General features: G+C 71.8%; 17 protein-coding genes. 5 read left to right on the forward strand and 12 right to left on the reverse strand.

The window, feature by feature from the left end; translation table 11 throughout:
* Positions 1–17 precede the first annotated feature (17 nt).
* Positions 18–443 carry a RidA family protein gene (locus DMA15_RS08625; protein ID WP_125512144.1) on the forward strand — a complete coding sequence of 142 codons (426 nt, stop codon included), beginning with the start codon at positions 18–20 and terminating at the stop codon, positions 441–443.
* 26 nt (positions 444–469) lie between these two features.
* On the forward strand, positions 470–913 hold the full coding sequence (locus DMA15_RS08630) for a GNAT family N-acetyltransferase (RefSeq protein WP_125517460.1): 444 nt from the start codon (positions 470–472) through the stop codon (positions 911–913).
* Here the strand turns inward: DMA15_RS08630 and DMA15_RS08635 are convergent.
* From DMA15_RS08635 to DMA15_RS08655, 5 genes are all read right to left on the reverse strand, one after another.
* Positions 910–1,983 (reverse strand): glycoside hydrolase family 6 protein, encoded by a 1,074-nt coding sequence (locus DMA15_RS08635; protein ID WP_206302689.1) that lies wholly within the window; start codon positions 1,981–1,983, stop codon positions 910–912. The two genes, DMA15_RS08630 and DMA15_RS08635, sit on opposite strands and share 4 nt — an antisense overlap.
* A gap of 153 nt (positions 1,984–2,136) precedes the next feature.
* Positions 2,137–3,327 carry an MFS transporter gene (locus tag DMA15_RS08640; RefSeq protein WP_125512145.1) on the reverse strand — a complete coding sequence of 397 codons (1,191 nt, stop codon included), beginning with the start codon at positions 3,325–3,327 and terminating at the stop codon, positions 2,137–2,139.
* Between the two features lie 33 nt (positions 3,328–3,360).
* Positions 3,361–4,083, reverse strand: a complete 723-nt coding sequence (locus tag DMA15_RS08645; RefSeq protein WP_125517466.1) for a uracil-DNA glycosylase — start codon at positions 4,081–4,083, stop codon at positions 3,361–3,363.
* An 80-nt stretch (positions 4,084–4,163) separates the two neighbouring features.
* Entirely contained in the window at positions 4,164–5,624 is a 1,461-nt protein-coding gene (locus DMA15_RS08650) for a YfcC family protein (protein WP_240660180.1), read from the reverse strand.
* An 86-nt stretch (positions 5,625–5,710) separates the two neighbouring features.
* A complete protein-coding gene (locus DMA15_RS08655; RefSeq protein WP_125512149.1) occupies positions 5,711–7,069 on the reverse strand; it encodes a M20/M25/M40 family metallo-hydrolase in 1,359 nt (452 codons plus the stop codon).
* Between the two features lie 143 nt (positions 7,070–7,212).
* Here DMA15_RS08655 and DMA15_RS08660 point away from each other — a divergent pair, with 143 nt between their 5' ends.
* Entirely contained in the window at positions 7,213–7,698 is a 486-nt protein-coding gene (locus DMA15_RS08660) for an RNA-binding S4 domain-containing protein (protein ID WP_125512151.1), read from the forward strand.
* Between the two features lie 40 nt (positions 7,699–7,738).
* Here the strand turns inward: DMA15_RS08660 and DMA15_RS08665 are convergent, their stop codons facing one another.
* The 3 genes from DMA15_RS08665 to DMA15_RS08675 form a co-directional block, all read right to left on the reverse strand.
* Positions 7,739–8,185 carry a DoxX family protein gene (locus DMA15_RS08665; protein ID WP_125512153.1) on the reverse strand — a complete coding sequence of 149 codons (447 nt, stop codon included), beginning with the start codon at positions 8,183–8,185 and terminating at the stop codon, positions 7,739–7,741.
* Between the two features lie 137 nt (positions 8,186–8,322).
* Positions 8,323–9,027: a class I SAM-dependent methyltransferase gene (locus tag DMA15_RS08670; protein ID WP_240659717.1), complete on the reverse strand. Its 705-nt coding sequence runs from the start codon at positions 9,025–9,027 to the stop codon at positions 8,323–8,325.
* Between the two features lie 57 nt (positions 9,028–9,084).
* Entirely contained in the window at positions 9,085–10,029 is a 945-nt protein-coding gene (locus tag DMA15_RS08675) for an acyltransferase domain-containing protein (RefSeq protein WP_125517472.1), read from the reverse strand.
* A 149-nt stretch (positions 10,030–10,178) separates the two neighbouring features.
* Between DMA15_RS08675 and DMA15_RS08680 the strand changes: the two genes are divergently transcribed.
* Positions 10,179–10,439, forward strand: a complete 261-nt coding sequence (locus tag DMA15_RS08680) for a DUF6343 family protein (protein WP_125517475.1) — start codon at positions 10,179–10,181, stop codon at positions 10,437–10,439.
* A 50-nt stretch (positions 10,440–10,489) separates the two neighbouring features.
* On the opposite strand, the gene DMA15_RS08685 is transcribed toward DMA15_RS08680, so the two are convergent.
* The 3 genes from DMA15_RS08685 to DMA15_RS08695 are packed head-to-tail and all read right to left on the reverse strand — an operon-like array spanning position 10,490 to position 12,477.
* Positions 10,490–10,858 (reverse strand): tetratricopeptide repeat protein, encoded by a 369-nt coding sequence (locus tag DMA15_RS08685; RefSeq protein WP_125512154.1) that lies wholly within the window; start codon positions 10,856–10,858, stop codon positions 10,490–10,492.
* A 50-nt stretch (positions 10,859–10,908) separates the two neighbouring features.
* Complete coding sequence (gene coaE / locus DMA15_RS08690) at positions 10,909–11,514, reverse strand: dephospho-CoA kinase (RefSeq protein WP_125512156.1); 606 nt, start codon at positions 11,512–11,514, stop codon at positions 10,909–10,911.
* Between the two features lie 24 nt (positions 11,515–11,538).
* Complete coding sequence (locus DMA15_RS08695; protein ID WP_125512158.1) at positions 11,539–12,477, reverse strand: PAC2 family protein; 939 nt, start codon at positions 12,475–12,477, stop codon at positions 11,539–11,541.
* 197 nt (positions 12,478–12,674) lie between these two features.
* Between DMA15_RS08695 and DMA15_RS08700 the strand changes: the two genes are divergently transcribed.
* The gene (locus DMA15_RS08700) at positions 12,675–13,637 is read left to right on the forward strand and encodes a right-handed parallel beta-helix repeat-containing protein (RefSeq protein WP_125512160.1); all 963 of its coding nucleotides are present in this window, start codon (positions 12,675–12,677) and stop codon (positions 13,635–13,637) included.
* A 150-nt stretch (positions 13,638–13,787) separates the two neighbouring features.
* Here the strand turns inward: DMA15_RS08700 and rpsA are convergent, their stop codons facing one another.
* Complete coding sequence (gene rpsA / locus DMA15_RS08705; protein ID WP_125512162.1) at positions 13,788–15,302, reverse strand: 30S ribosomal protein S1; 1,515 nt, start codon at positions 15,300–15,302, stop codon at positions 13,788–13,790.
* Positions 15,303–15,462 lie beyond the last annotated feature (160 nt).

A 15,462-nucleotide genomic window follows, 5' to 3' on the forward strand; every position in this document is an offset into this window, starting at 1 on the left:
CCCCGCATGATCCCCCCATGACCGCTCCGGTACGCACCGTCGTCCCCACCCTCTTCCCGCCTCCCGGATATGCCCACGCCGCCGTCGTGGAAGCGGGCACCCGCCTCGCCTTCATGGCGGGCTCCGTCCCGCTCGACCCTGAGGGGAGGCTGATCGGCGAGGGTGACGTCGCCCGCCAGACCGAGCAGGTCATCGTCAACCTCGACGAGGCCCTGCGGGCGGTGGGCAGCGACCTGACGCAGGTGGTGGCCAGCACGGTGTACGTCGTCGCCGACGCGCGGGCCGCGCTCAGTGAGGCCTGGGAGGTCGTCGACGCCTCGGGTCTGCACGCGGGCCCGCACACCTCGACGCTGCTCGGCGTGGCCTGTCTCGGCTACCCGGGCCAGCTCGTGGAGATCACCGCCACCGCGGTCGTCCCCGCCCGTCCCGTGGAGAACCCGTGACCCCTGCCCCGGCCGGCCCGCCCCCGATCGACCTGCGTCCGGCGGCCGAGCCCGACGGAGCCGCCGTCGCCGACGTCTATCTGCGCGCGTACGACGCCGCGCTGCCGACCGTGCGGCGGGCCCACTCCGACGCCGAGGTGCGGGAGTTCTTCCAGTACGTCGTCGTGCCGCGCGGCGGCACCTGGATCGCGGAGGCGGCCGGTAAGACGGTCGGCATGATGGTGCTGGACGGCGACGAGCTGAGCCAGCTCTACCTCGACCCGGCGTGGCGGGGGCGCGGCATCGGCGACCGGTTCGTGGCGCTGGCCAAGGAGCGCAGCCCCGAGGGGCTCTGGCTCCGGACGTTCCAGGTCAACGCCCCGGCCCAGCGGTTCTACGCACGCCACGGCTTCACGGAGGCCGAGCGGACGGACGGCTCGGGCAACGAGGAGCGCGAGCCCGACATCCGCTACGTCTGGCAGCCTGCCTAACCGGCGGTCCCGGCAGGCTTGGTGGTCTCGGCGGCCGCGCCGGTCTCGGCGACCGCCCCGCCGTCCCGCGCGCGCTCCGCGAGTCCCAGCGCGTACTCCGGCCACCACTGCCCGGCCTTCGGCCCGCCCCGGCACGTTCCGTCCGACTCGCCGGGCCGCTTGATCCACAGGTAGGCGTCGATCGCGGGATCACCCGTGTCGGTGGTGGGCGGGGTGCCGAGCGCGCGGCCCGGCGGGTTGCACCACGCCTCGCCCTCGGTGCCCGCGTAGGGGCCGTTGCCGTTGCGGCTGCTGTCGATGACGAAGTGCTTGCCGCCGCCGAGCGCGCCGGCGAGCCGATGCCCGTACTTCGCGCTCTCCTCGTTCGTATGGAAGTTGGAGACGTTCAGGGCGAAACCGTCGGCTTCGGCGATCCCGGCGCTGCGCAGCGGGGTGACCAGGCGCTGCTCGTCGGGGATCCACCCGGCGTTGCCCGCGTCGAGGTACACCTTGGTGTTCGGGCGGCTCTTGAGGCGCTGGACGGCGTGGGCGAGCAGTTCGTAGCGCTCGGCGGCGACCGCTCCCTCACAGCCCGCCACCATGTGCGCGACGGCGTCCGGTTCCACGATGACGTACGCGGCCGAGGCACCGAGCCCCGAGGCGAAGTCGTCGATCCACTGGCGGTAGTGGGCGGCGTCGCGGGCGCCGCCGGACGAGTACGAGCCGCAGTCGCGCCGCGGGATGAAGTAGGCGACGAAGACCGGGGTGCGCCCCGCCATCGCCGCCGCCCCCAGCCGGGACCGGACGGTGGCGCCGGGCCCGTCGTCGCTGAACCACACGGCCTGGGGCCGGTCGGCGATGCGGTCGATGAGCCGGGCGTCGTCGAGGCGCCCCGCCGCCCGCCACTCCGCGGCCTGCCTGGCGGCGGCGGTGTCCGGGTCGACCCAGAAGAGGGGGGCGTCCTCGGCCGGGGCGCCTGCCGCGGCCGTACCGCCGGTGGCGGCGCCGAGGAGGAGGACAGCGGTGACGACCACCCGGAGCAGCGGGAACCGGGACCGGGGGCGGGCACGGAGAGAGGGTGGCTGGGACACCAGGCGGCTCCAGGTACTCGGCGCCGGTCCTGTCCGGCGCGTTCCCCGGAGTCTGCGGCGGCGCCGCTCCCGGCGGCGGCTCGTATCCCGCCAGAGCCCGGGAAAACCACCCTCCTGGCGGCGTGTCCCGGCAGAACGCCGGCGAGCCCGGCGTCAGGCCGCCTTCGCTACCCGCATCCGCCCGTACGCGTACACACAGCCCGCGAGCGCCAGGTCCGAGAGCAGCATGAAGCCGATCGAGTACGAGTCCTTGGCGCTGTAGATCGCGCCCATGACCAGGGGCGGGACGAAACCGCCGAGGCCGCCCACCGCGCCCACGATGCCCGTGACCGAGCCGACCTGCGGCTGCGGGGTGACCTGGGAGACGAGGGCGAAGACGCTGCCGCTCGCGGTGCCGAGGCCCGCCGCCATGGCGAGGAAGCAGATCGTGCCCATCGGATCCAGCGTCGGGTCGAAGGCCTGGATGACGGCGAAGAGAGCGACGACGGCGAGGGCGTACGAGGTGACCGTGGCCGGGTGGATCCGGTCGGAGAGCCAGCCGCCGATGGGCCGGAAGACGACGGTGACGAGCGCGAATCCGGCCGCCTTGGTCCCGGCGTCGGTGGGTGAGAGGTCGTACCAGGTCTTGAGGTAGGTGGGCAGGTAGACGCCGAAGGCGACGATCCCGCCGAAGCCGATCGCGTAAAGCGCCGACAGTTCCCAGGTGACCCGCAGCCGCCCGGCCTGCCCGAGCCGGGTGGTGAGCGCGCTGGTGGGCACGGGCCGGTCCGGGCGGTCGGTGATCAGCAGCGCGGCGAGCACCGCGAAGGCGGCAAGCGCGATCGCCACGACGACGAAGGGCAGGTTGTCGCCGTGCTCGGCGATGCGGGGCGTGAAGTATCCGGAGAGGGCCACTCCGCCCATGCCCATGCCGAAGACGCCGAGCGCGAAGCCTCTGCGGGCGGGCGGGAACCAGGAGTTGACGAGCGGGATGCCGATGGCGAACGTGGTGCCGCCGAGGCCCAGCAGGAAGCCGACGGCGAGCATCGCGAGGTAGCTGTTCCTGGCGGGGATGATCAGCAGCACCGGGACGATGGTGAGCGCGGAGACCAGGGGGAACATCAGCCGGGCGCCGTAGCGGTCGGTGAGCGCGCCGACCGGGACGCGGCCGAGCGAGCCGACGATCACCGGCACGGCGACCAGGAGCGACTGTTCGAAGGAGCTGAGTCCGAGCCGGTCCTTGAAGTCGCTGCCGAGCGGCGCCACCAGGTCCCAGGCCCAGAAGGTGAGCGTGAAGCCGACCGTGGCGACGGCCAGGTTGCGGTAGGCGGCTGCGGAGGGCTTGGCTGCGCGAGTGTCGTCCACGTCCTCACGCTAGGAATCACCGTGCGGCGCGGCTCACTGTGCTGGGCCATCCGGGTGCAGTCCCGCCTCCGTGGCGGCCGTGCGCAGCACGTCCCGCAGCATCGTGGGCGTCAGCCTGCCGGTGAACGTGTTGCGCTGGCTGACGTGGAAGCAGCCGAAGAGGTCGATGCCCTTCCCCTCGGGGCCGCCCGGCAGGACCACGTGCGCCCCGTGCCCGAACGCGGGGCGCGGCTTCGGCACCTGCCAGCCCGCCGCGGTGAAGGCGGGCAGCGCGGCCTGCCAGCCGAAGCCACCGAGGACGACGACCGCCTTGAGCGTCGGCGCGAGCAGTTTCAGCTCGCTCACCAGCCAGGGGCGGCAGGTGTCGCGCTCCTGTGTGGTGGGCTTGTTGGCGGGCGGGGCGCAGTGCACGGGTGAGGTGATGCGGGTGCCGTACAGGGTCAGCCCGTCGTCGGCGCTCTCGGCGGTGGGGCGCGAGGCCAGGCCGACGTCGTAGAGCGCCGGGTAGAGGAATTCGCCGGAGCGGTCGCCGGTGAACATCCGCCCCGTGCGGTTCGCGCCGTGTGCGGCGGGCGCGAGGCCGATGATCAGGAGCGAGGCGTCGTGCGGGCCGAAGCCGGGCACCGGGCGTCCCCAGTACGTCCAGTCCTCGAAGGCGGCGCGCTTGGTGCGCGCGACCTCCTCGCGCCAGTCGACGAGGCGGGGGCAGGCGCGGCAGCCGGTGATCCGCTCGTCCAGTTCGCTCAGGCCGTCCATGCCCTCCACCGTACGGAACGTACGTACGGTCAAGTCGCCGCGGCCCCCACCCGCTCGGCTCGGCGCCCCCGTCCGCCCGCTCAGGTCAGCACCGCCCCCAGCGCCACGAACCCGCAGATCAGCAGGAACAGCACGGCGAGCAGCGGCCACACGAACCGCAGGTACCTGTCGTAGCCGACCTTCGCCAGCGCCACGCCGCCGATGGTCACCGCGGTCGTCGGCACCCACAGGTTCATCCAGCCGCTGGCCGCCTGCCAGGCCGTCACGACGACCGCGCGCGGGACGCCGGCGAAGTCGGCGAGCGGGGCGAGGATCGGCATGGCGAGCGTGGCGTGGCCGGAGGTGGAGGGGATCAGGAAGGCGAGCGGGAGGTTCACGACGAAGACGATGACCGCGAAGAGCCCGGACGAGGTCCCCTTCACCACACCCTCGATGGAGTGCAGGACGGTGTCCGTGATCTTCGAGTTGTTCATGATCGTCGTGACGCCCCGGGCCAGCAGGATGACCAGCGCGGGCGAGACGAAGTCGGCCGCGCCCTGGATGATCGTCGAGCTGAGCCGCTGCTCCCCCATCCGCGCGACGAGCCCGACGAGGACGGCCGCGCAGAGGAAGAGGGCCGCCAACTGCGGGAAGGACCAGCCGAGTTCGAAGCCGTACGGGGTGGCGTCGGCGTCGCCGGTGAGCGCGCTCGACCAGGGCACCACCGAGAAGATCATGAACGCGAAGACGAGCGCCGTCGCGACGAGCACGGTCTTGTGCAGCCGGGTCAGCTCCGGCACCTCGCTCGCGCCCTCCGCGGCCCGCTCGCGGTCCCGGTCGCCCGGCAGGAACCCCGAGAGCGAGCGCTCCGGGTCGCGCCGCACGCGCGCGGCGTAGCGGATGACGTATGCCACCGTGACCGCGGTGAGCACGACCCACATGGCGAAGCGCAGCACGATGCCGTCGCCGAGGGAGATGTCGGCGGCGGAGGAGGCCACGCCCGTCGCGAAGGGGTTCACCGTCGAGCACAGCACGCCGACGCCCGCGCCGAGGATGATGACGCCGACGGCGGTCATGCGGTCGTAGCCGAGGGCGAGCATCAGCGGCACGATCAGCCCGTAGAAGCCGAGCGTCTCCTCGGCGAAGCCCTCGACGGTGCCGAGGACGGAGAAGACGACCATGACCCCGGCGATCAGCAGCGCCCCGCGCTCCCGCAGCCGGTGCGCGAGCCGCCCGATGCCCCGGTCGAGGGCGCCGGTGGCGAAGACGACGGTGATGAAGGCCCCGATGGCGAGCACGAACAGGAAGACGCCCGCGCTGCCGTACAGGGCGCCCACGTTGTCGGGCGCGACGAACCCGCTCTTCTCGTCCTGGATGCCGTAGAGGCCGTTGACGGGCGCGAGGAACAGGTCGTTGAGGCGGTCGACGAAGGACTGGCCGGAGTCGACGCGGTGGTAGGTGCCTTCGACGGGGGCGCCGGAGTCGTTCCGGTCGTACTGCCCGGAGGGGATGAGGAAGGCGAGCAGCCAGACGGCGACGGTGACGACGGCGAGTACCGTCAGCGCGCTGGGAAAGGTGAACTTCCGCTTACCCCGCTCCCCCGAGGGGCCTTCGGCCGGGTCACCGCCGACCGGCGTCTCGGTGGCGCTCACACCGCACCGCCTTCCGTCCGGAAGCCCGCCGCGTACTCCCGTACGAAGGCGCACAGGGCGACGACGGTGTTGCGCAGCTCGGAGAAGAGGACGCGCTCGTTCGGGGCATGCAGATTGCACATGCCGTCCTGGGCGCCGAAGAGCAGCACCTCCGCGTCGGGCACCGCCGCGGCGAGACCGTTGACCAGCGGAATCGAGCCGCCGCTCGCGACGTACGAGGCGTCCGTGCCCCAGGCCTCCTTGAGCGCGGCGCGCGCGGCGCGGTAGGCGGGCCCGCCGGTGGCGGCCTCGTAACCGGGCCCGGAGTCGCCGGGGGTGACGGTGAGCGGGACACCGAAGGGCTTGAGTGAACGCAGGTGGGCGACGAGCGCGGCCTGCGCCTCCTTCGGGTCCTGCCGGGGGTGGAACCGCAGGTTCAGCTTGGCGCGGGCATACGGCACGACAGCGGACGCCCCATGGTCGACGCTCGGCGCGTCCAGCCCGATCACGGTGATCGCGGGCCCGCTCCACAGCCGCTCGCCGAGACTGCCGCTGCCCATCAGCGGCATGCCCTCGCGCACACCCGCGAGCGCGCGGAACTCCTCTTCCGTGTATGTCGTCCCGCTCCAGTCCTCGCGTCGCAGCCCCGCGACCGCGACATCCCCGTGCACGTCGTGGAGGGTGGCGAGCGCCTTCAGGAGCACGAGCAGCGCGTCGGGCGCCGCGCCGCCGAAGCCGCCGCTGTGGCGCGGCTCGTCGAGGGTGCGGACCTCCACCACCAGCTCGCAGGCGCCGCGCAGGCCGGTGGTGAGGGTGGGGGTGCCCGGGCGGAGGTTGCCGAGGTCGGCGATGACCATGGCGTCGCAGGCGAACCGCTCCGGATCGGTGGGCGGATAGTCGTCGAAGACGCTGCCGTACTCCTCCTGCCCCTCGATGACGATCTTGACGCCGACCGGCGGCCGCCCCGCGAAGGCCCGCACCATCCCGAGGTGCGCGATGACGTTGCCCTTGTCGTCCGCGATGCCCCGGGCGCGCAGGCCGCCCTCCACGGGGGTCGGCTCGAAGGGCGGCGATGCCCACAGTGCCTCGTCGCCCGGGGGCTGCACGTCGTAGTGGGCGTAGAGCAGGACGGTCGGCGCGCCGGTCACCGGGGCCGGGATCTCGCCGTAGACCACGGGGGCGGTCCCCGGCAGGTCGAGCCGCTCGACGCGCGGGACACCGGCGTCCCGGAGCAGCCCGGCCACCAGGTCGTGGGCCTGCTCGACCGGCGCGGCCGGGAACCCGGGGAAGGCGATCGAGGGGATCGCGGCGAGCCGTTCGAGATCGGCCCGCAACCCGCCCATCAAACCGTCGACGGTGGCTTCGAAAGACGTCATGGGCAGCACCCCTGGGAGTCGTACGACACGTGCGGACCGGTTTGTTGCGATAGATCCGGATTATCGACGGCGGGGGTCAGCGGATTCCGGACGGCTCGCCGGGAGGCGGGCACGGCGCGCCGGAGCCGGACTATGGTCGGGGCATGGCTTCGGAGACTTCAGGAGGCGGCACGGTCCGCACGGCGGGCGGCGCTCCGGCGGGCGGTGCGTCGGCGGGCGGCGCTCCGGCGGGCAACGCCGGTGCGGGGAACGCCGGCGAGGGCTCGGTGCGTGTCGACAGCTGGATCTGGTCGGTCCGCCTCGTCAAGACGCGCTCGATGGGCGCCGCCGCCTGCAAGGGCGGCCATGTGCGGGTCAACGGCGTGCGCGTCAAGCCCGCGCACGGTGTGCGCGTGGGCGACGAGGTGCGTCTGCGGGAGGCGGGCGGCCGGGAGCGGATCGTCATCGTCAAGCGTGTGATCCGCAAGCGCGTCGGCGCGCCGGTCGCCGTCGAGGCGTATGTCGACAACAGCCCGCCGCCCCCGCCGCGCGAGGCCGTGGCCCCGGCGGGCATCCGCGACCGGGGCGCGGGCCGCCCCACGAAGCGGGACCGCCGCGAGATGGAACGCCTGCGGGGCATGGAGGGCTAGCGAGCCGGGCCCCGGAGGCCGTTCCCCGAGGAGCCGGGTCTCACCCCCGGAGGCGGGCGATCAGCTTCGTCGTCTCGTCGCGCCGCGCCCACGCGATCCAGGCCAGCGGCACGATCAGGATCAGCGGCGTCGCCGCGTTCTCCCCGCCGAACTGGGTGACCGTCACGATGAACGCGCCGGCCATCAGACCGATGAACGCCGTCGCGGCGACCGAGGACAGCAGCGGCACCAACAGCGCGATCGCGCCGAGCAGTTCCAGCGCGCCGATGGTGTACATGCCGGGCGCGCCCCAGCCGAGCTTGTCGAAGGACTCCGCGGCGGTGGGGTGCGCGATCAGCTTGGGCACCCCGCTCGCGACGGCGAAGAACACGCCGAGGAAGACCTGGAGGGTGCGCAGCGCTATGCGGGCGCCGCGGCCACGGGGGCCGGTGCGGGCGGTGGTGGCCGCGGCGACGGTGGCGGGAGCGGTGGCGGCGGGCGCGGTCATGGTGTCTCCTCGGTGAGCGGGGCGCGCGGGCCGGCACCCTGGGGTTCTCCGGTCTGCCGCGCTGCTGTGCTGTCACCGGTATAGACAGGCCCGCGCCACGAAACTCATCGCGTCGCCCCGGCCTTTTCCCGCCCAGTTCAGCCCATGGGCACCGCCCGTACCCAAGTGCCGTCGTCCGTCAGGTACTTGTCGACCTTCAGGCCCGCCTCCGCGAGCGCGTCCTCGAACTGGGACCGGGTGAGCGGCCGGGCGCGGAACGTCTGCGTCCATACGGCGTCCGGGAAGACGTACTCCGCACGGACCTCGTTCACCCCGTCCCCGACGGGCTCCGAGGAGACGATGCGGATGGTGCAGCCGCCGGAATCGACGCGCTCCCTCGGCACGTTCGTGTGGTAATCCTCGCTCTGCCGCTGGATCAGCACGCAGCCGCCGTCCGTGACATGGCTCCGGCAGACCCGCAGCATCCCGCGCCGCACCGCCGCGTCCCCGGTGTGCACGAGGAACGAGGCGAGCATCACCACGGCGAACTTCTCGTCCAGGTCGAGCCGTTCGATCGGGCTCCGCACCGTGCGCACCCCGCCGTCGAGCGCGGCGACCTTCTCCAGCATCTCGGCGGACTCGTCGACGGCCGTCACGCGGAAGCCCCGCTCCAGGAGCGGCCGCGTCACCCGGCCCACCCCGCTGCCCAGTTCGAGGATGTGCGCCCCGGGCGGCACCGCCCCGGCGATGACGTCGGGCTCGTCCCCCACCGCCAGGCGCGCGTACATGTCGACCGCGCAGCCGTCCGGCGTGATCGCGCCGGGTCCCGTCCCCTCGTACCCCTCACGCATCTCCACACTCATGCCCCGCCAACGAAGCGTGACCCGGCGCCGTTCCAGGCCGCGCCCGCGGCTCCCCTCCTACAGCGGGAACCAGCCATGCCCTCCGTACCAGTGGCCGCCCGCCCGCAGATGGTCGCCGATCGCCCTCTCCACCTTGGTGCGCCTGGGCAGTTCGGCGACGGGGAGGTCCGGGTCGCCGAAGACGAACCGGACGGGGTCGCCGTCGTCCGGCTCGTCCCCGTAGCCGTCCGCCAGGCGGAAACGCTCCTGGAAGCGGACGATGTTCGAATCCGTGGGCAGATACTCCCTCAGCTGCGGATCGAGCAGCCAGGAGTGGCAGACAGCTGTCTCATATCGCTCCTCGGGGAAGTGGCGGGCGAAGAACTCCTTCGCCAGTTCGATCGACCGGTCGCAGGCGCGGGGCGTCAGCGGCCCCCGGAAGTCGTTGATGTGGAGGTTCAGACAGGGGTCGCCGGGGCCCGCGGTGTGCCCGGCGGCGGCCGTCGCGCCGCCCATGCGGTCGCCGAGGACGGCGCGCTGGAACTGCAGCCGTCCCAGCTGGTACAGCTCGCCCCGGAAGTGCAGGCCGTTCCAGCCCGGCACGGTCAGGCCGGTGCTGCCCCGCACCTTGCGGTGGACCGCCATGTGCCGCCCGAGGTCGGCGAGGGTGCGGCGCGAGATGTCGTCGGGGATGCCCAGGTCGCGGTGGTGGGCCCGCGCGCTCGGCAGCGCCGCCACATACACGTACACGAAGAAGCAGCGTCCCAGCTCGCCCCACTCCTCGGGGAGCGCCGGGACCCTGCCGCCCCTTCCGACGGTCCCCGTGTCGCGTACGAGCGCGTCGACGCAGCGGTCGAGCAGCCACCGTGCCTCCGGGTCCGCCCAGAGCCGGTCGCGCAGCGCCACGAGACCGTTGATGTCCTCGTGCGGCACGGCGAGGTCGAGCAGTACCTCCGGCAGCTCGTCGGCCTCGGGAAGCCACGCGCGCGTGGGCGGCTCGCCCGCGCGCTCCAGCTCCTCCAGCCAGGCGGCCTGCTCGCCGCCGGCCGCCCTGAGCGCGTCCAGCACGTTCCCACCCTCTTCGTCGTGGATCCCGTCAGGGATCTCGTCGCTGATTTACGTCGGGAATCCGGTCCGGAATCTACCCTGGGAGGAGGAGATGACTTCCGATGATGCGCACAGGCAGTGAACCGTTGACGGCACGCAGTCCCCTGCGGATGCGCTTCTGGTTCAGCGTATGGGGCCTGGTCTGGGCCGCCTTCGGCACGACCGCCTTCGCGCTCACCGGACGGACGGCCTGGGCGGTGGTGTGCGGGGCGCTGCTGCTGGTGGTCGCGGCCGACCTGGCGTGGGTGGTGCACCGCATGCGTCAGGGCCCGCACTTCCAGCCGGGCCGTGATATCCCGCCGTACGACCCGCCGGACCCGCCCTGAATCCGGAACGGGAACCCGGAACGGCGCCCCCGGGCTCGCGTCGGGAGGGGTCAGTCGTCCTTGTCGAAGCGGGCCGCCGCCAGATACTCGGGCTGCGGATCGAGGGCGGCCGCGAGGCGGAAGTGGCGCCGCGCCTGGTCGGGCCGGGCGCCGCGCTCGTAGGTACGGGCGAGGGCGAAGTGCGCGAACGCGTTGTCCGGCTCGCGCTCCAGGACGATGCTGAACTCCAGCTCGGCGGCGCGCAGTTGCGCGGAGGCGAAGAAGGCGCGCGCCCGCAGCAGCCGGGCCGCGGTGTTCTCGGGGTGGGCGGCGATGACCGTGTCGAGCAGCTTCACCGCGCCTCGGGGATCCCGCGCGGCAAGGAGCTGCTCCGCCGCACGGAAGTCGATGACGTGAGTCTCCGGAGTAATTTCGGGCACGCTGGACACCTTCCCTCGCTCCCCTGGGTCAACGCCCCCCGCGCCCGTCCCTATTCCGCGTCCCGGGCCGTGCGCGCCAGCTCCGCCCACACCTCGGCGACCCGCTCACGGAGCCCCTCCAGGGGGCCGTCGTTGTCGATCACGATGTCCGCGATCTCCAGGCGCTGCTCGCGGGTGGCCTGCGCGGCCATACGCGCGCGGGCGTCCTCCTCGCTCATGCCGCGCAGCCGCACCAGGCGGTCCAGCTGGGTCTCGGGGCTCGCGTCGACGACGATCACCACGTCGTACATCGGCGCGAGGCCGTTCTCGGTGAGCAGGGGTACGTCGTGGACGACCACCGCGTCGCCGGACGCGGACTCGGCCAGCTCGGCGGAGCGGGCGCCGACCAGCGGGTGCACGATCGAGTTGAGCGCGGCCAGCTTCTCGGCGTCGGCGAAGACGATCGCACCGAGCCGCGGCCGGTCCAGGGAGCCGTCCGGGGCCAGGATCTCCTGCCCGAAGGCCTCGACGACGGCCGCGAGTCCGGGCGTTCCCGGCGCCACCACCTCGCGCGCGATCCTGTCGGCGTCGATCAGGACGGCACCGGACGCGACAAGCAGTCGCGAGACTTCACTCTTGCCGGCGCCGATTCCGCCGGTCAGGCCCACTGTCAGCATGACCGGCAGCTTAGGGCCCCGCGATCACGCGTCGCCCTCCCGCTCCGCGAGGAAGCGTTCGAATTCCCGGCCGATCTCGTCGGCGGACGGGATGTCGGCCGGCTCGGCGAGCATGTTGCCCCGCTCCTGTGAGCCCGCCGCCGCGTCGTACTGGTGCTCCAGCCCCTGGACGAGCGCGACCAGTTCCTCGTCACCCTCCTGGATCTGCCGGTCGATCTCGGTCTGCGTGCGGTGCGCCTCGGTGCGCAGTCCGTGCGCGACGCCGGGCAGCACCAGACCGGTGGCGGCGGTGATCGCCTCCAGGACCGTGAGGGCCGCGTCCGGGTAGGCGGAGCGCGCGATGTAGTGCGGGACGTGCGCGGCGACGCCCAGCACGTCGTGACCGGCCTCCAGGAGGCGGTACTCGACGAGGGAGGCCGCGCTGCCCGGCACCTGCGCCTCGTCGAAGGGGCTGCGGTGGCCCGGCACCAGGTCGGTGCGGTTGCCGTGCGGCGTGAGGCCGACGGGACGGGTGTGCGGCACGCCCATGGGGATGCCGTGGAAGTTCACCGAGAGGCGCACGCCAAGCCGCTCCACGATCTGCTGGACGGCGACCGCGAACCGCTCCCACTCGACGTCCGGCTCGGGCCCGGAGAGCAGCAGGAAGGGCGCGCCGGTGGCGTCCTGGACGAGGCGGACGTCGAGCGTCGGCACCTCGTAGTCGCTCCAGCGGTCGCGGCGGAAGGTGAGCAGCGGGCGGCGGGCGCGGTAGTCGACGAGCCGGTCGTGGTCGAACCTCGCCACCACCTGCCCGGGAAGGCTGTCCGTGAGCCGTTCGACGATCTGGTCGCCGGTTTCGCCCGCGTCGATGTATCCGTCGAAGTGGTAGAGCATGACCAGTCCGGCCGACTCCTGGGCGAGCGCCATGTCTACGACGGCGAGGCCCTTCGGCTCCCATGCGTACAAACCCTGCGGATCAAGCACTGTTACCGCTCCTCCTCGTGTTCGTAACGGAGAACGCACGCTGGGCCACGGGCATTCCCGCGTTCAAACTCCTTCGCGTCCCGCCTGGTCCATACCTTGACGCGGACATGCCTCGCCTCTACGTTCAGCAACGTTCATATGAACGCCCTGTGTTCACGTACGAGAACCTCTGCTCTCGACGGGAAGGTCACCCCCACATGCGCTCCCGATACGCCCTCCTCGCGGCCCTGTTCACGGCGACGGCCGCTTCCGCCACCCCGGCCGCGACCGCCTCCGCCGTCTCCCCCGCGCGGACCATCGAGGTCTCCACCGCCGCCCAGCTCAAGGCGGCGCTCACCGCCGCCTCCCCCGGCGACACGGTCCACCTCGCCGACGGGACGTACTCCGGGAACTTCAAGACCTCCGTGGCGGCGGGCGCCAACTCCCGCATCACGCTGACCGGTTCCCCGAAGGCGGTGCTCAAGGCCGGCGGCGGCTACGGCCTGCACCTGGACGGGGCCGCCTACTGGACGGTCAAGGGCATCACCGTGACCGGCGGACAGAAGGGCATCATGATCGACTCCGCCCGGGGTGTCGTCGTGGACTCCGTCACGGTCCACGGCCTCGACATGGAGGGCGTCCACTTCCGCAGGTCGAGCCGCGACGGCGTGATCAAGAATTCACGCGTCCACGACACGGGGAACGACGGCCGCGGCATGGGAGAGGGCATCTACGTGGGCAGCGCCAACACGCTCTCCGACAAGAGCGACAACGTACAGATCCTCGGGAACACGATCGGCCCCGGCGTCGGCGGCGAGGCGATCGACCTCAAGGAGGGCACCACCGGCGGCAGGGTCGCGGGCAACACGTTCGACGGGCGGGGCCTGACCGGCAACCACTACGACGACTCGTGGATCGACGTGAAGGGCAACGACTACGTCATCGAGAACAACACCGGCGAGAACACCCTGAACAACGGCTACGAGACCCACACCCAGCAGCCCGGCTGGGGCTGCGGCACGGTCTTCCGCGGCAACAGGTCCACCCTGACGGGCGCGACGGGCGACAAGCGGCTCGCCATCAACGTCACCAACTACAGCGACACCTGTAGGACGACGGTCCACGCAAGCAACACGGTGACGGGCGGCCGGGGCCTGACGAACATCCCGGTAACACCGTAAGAGAGGCGGCACTCGGAGCGCCCCGAAGGGGCGCGGGGAACTGCGCGACCAGCCCCCACCGAACCCGCAGAGGAAAACAGAACCGCGGGCCCGCACCCCCGAAGGAGTGCGGGCCCGCAGCTTTCAGCTACAACCGCCTAGAGGCGAGCCTCAGCTCTGGCCACCCGCGAGCTTCTCGCGAAGCGCGGCAAGCGCCTCGTCCGAAGCCAGGGCGCCGGAGTTGTCGTCCGACTCCGAGGAGTACGAACCGCCGCCGCCACCACCGGTGGACGCGGCCGGAGCGGCGCCGGCCGGAGCCGCCGCACCCTCGGCCTCGGCCTGGGCGTCGGCCTCGCGCGACTTGATGACCTGAGCCTGGTGCTGCTCGAAGCGCGTCTGCGCCTCGGCGTACTGGGTCTCCCAGGCCTCGCGCTGGGTCTCGTAGCCCTCGAGCCAGTCGTTGGTCTCGGGGTCGAAGCCCTCGGGGTAGATGTAGTTGCCCTGGTCGTCGTAGGACGCGGCCATGCCGTACAGGGTCGGGTCGAACTCGACGGCCGACGGGTCGGCGCCGAAGGACTCGTTGGCCTGCTTCAGCGAGAGCGAGATCCGGCGACGCTCGAGGTCGATGTCGATGACCTTGACGAAGATCTCGTCGTTGACCTGGACGACCTGCTCCGGGATCTCCACGTGGCGCTCGGCCAGCTCGGAGATGTGGACCAGGCCCTCGATGCCCTCGTCGACGCGCACGAACGCACCGAACGGAACGAGCTTGGTGACCTTACCGGGAACGACCTGCCCGATCTGGTGCGTGCGGGCGAACTGCTGCCACGGGTCTTCCTGCGTCGCCTTGAGCGAGAGGGAGACACGCTCGCGGTCCATGTCCACGTCGAGAACCTCGACGGTGACTTCCTGGCCGACCTCGACAACCTCGGAGGGGTGGTCGATGTGCTTCCAGGAGAGCTCGGAGACGTGGACGAGACCGTCGACGCCACCGAGGTCCACGAACGCACCGAAGTTGACGATCGAGGAAACGACGCCGGAGCGGACCTGGCCCTTCTGCAGGGTCGTGAGGAAGGTCTGGCGGACCTCGCTCTGGGTCTGCTCGAGCCAGGCACGGCGGGACAGGACCACGTTGTTGCGGTTCTTGTCCAGCTCGATGATCTTGGCCTCGAGCTCCTTGCCCACGTAGGGCTGGAGGTCGCGGACGCGGCGCATCTCGACGAGGGAGGCCGGCAGGAAGCCACGGAGGCCGATGTCGAGGATGAGACCACCCTTGACGACCTCGATGACGGTACCGGTGACGATGCCGTCTTCTTCCTTGATCTTCTCGATCGTGCCCCAGGCACGCTCGTACTGAGCGCGCTTCTTGGACAGGATCAGACGGCCTTCCTTGTCCTCCTTCTGGAGAACCAGGGCCTCGATCTCGTCGCCGACCTTGACGACCTCGTTCGGGTCGACGTCGTGCTTGATCGAGAGCTCGCGGCTCGGAATGACGCCTTCGGTCTTGTAACCGATGTCGAGCAGGACCTCGTCCCGGTCGACCTTCACGATGACGCCGTCGACGATGTCGCCGTCGTTGAAGTACTTGATCGTCTCGTCGATCGCGGCGAGGAAGGCTTCCTCGTTACCGATGTCGTTGACCGCTACCTGCGGGGTGGTGGCGGTGGTCTCGGTGCTGCTCGTCATGTGGGTTAGGGCTCCGGTACGGACATTGAAGTCGTAGGTACTGCAACGCCGGGAGCCGATTTCGCTCTGCAGAAGCCGGACAGCCTAGGAAGCGCGGCTTCCGGCAAGGGAAGGCGCCTCGACAACCGAGGGGACATACAACAGACGCGAGCGCAGCCTG

The sequence above is a fragment of the Streptomyces sp. WAC 01529 genome (assembly GCF_003945545.1).
GTDB lineage: Bacteria > Actinomycetota > Actinomycetes > Streptomycetales > Streptomycetaceae > Streptomyces > Streptomyces anatolicus.

Coding starts and splice junctions, on each gene's coding strand:
- DMA15_RS08660 (WP_125512151.1), top strand. CDS start 7,213: ATGGCTTCGGAGACTTCAGGAGGCGGCACGGTCCGCACGGCGGGCGGC.
- DMA15_RS08700 (WP_125512160.1), top strand. CDS start 12,675: ATGCGCTCCCGATACGCCCTCCTCGCGGCCCTGTTCACGGCGACGGCC.
- DMA15_RS08655 (WP_125512149.1), bottom strand. CDS start 7,069: ATGACGTCTTTCGAAGCCACCGTCGACGGTTTGATGGGCGGGTTGCGG.
- coaE (WP_125512156.1), bottom strand. CDS start 11,514: ATGCTGACAGTGGGCCTGACCGGCGGAATCGGCGCCGGCAAGAGTGAA.
- DMA15_RS08665 (WP_125512153.1), bottom strand. CDS start 8,185: ATGACCGCGCCCGCCGCCACCGCTCCCGCCACCGTCGCCGCGGCCACC.
- DMA15_RS08645 (WP_125517466.1), bottom strand. CDS start 4,083: ATGGACGGCCTGAGCGAACTGGACGAGCGGATCACCGGCTGCCGCGCC.
- DMA15_RS08680 (WP_125517475.1), top strand. CDS start 10,179: ATGCGCACAGGCAGTGAACCGTTGACGGCACGCAGTCCCCTGCGGATG.
- DMA15_RS08670 (WP_240659717.1), bottom strand. CDS start 9,027: ATGAGTGTGGAGATGCGTGAGGGGTACGAGGGGACGGGACCCGGCGCG.
- DMA15_RS08625 (WP_125512144.1), top strand. CDS start 18: ATGACCGCTCCGGTACGCACCGTCGTCCCCACCCTCTTCCCGCCTCCC.
- rpsA (WP_125512162.1), bottom strand. CDS start 15,302: ATGACGAGCAGCACCGAGACCACCGCCACCACCCCGCAGGTAGCGGTC.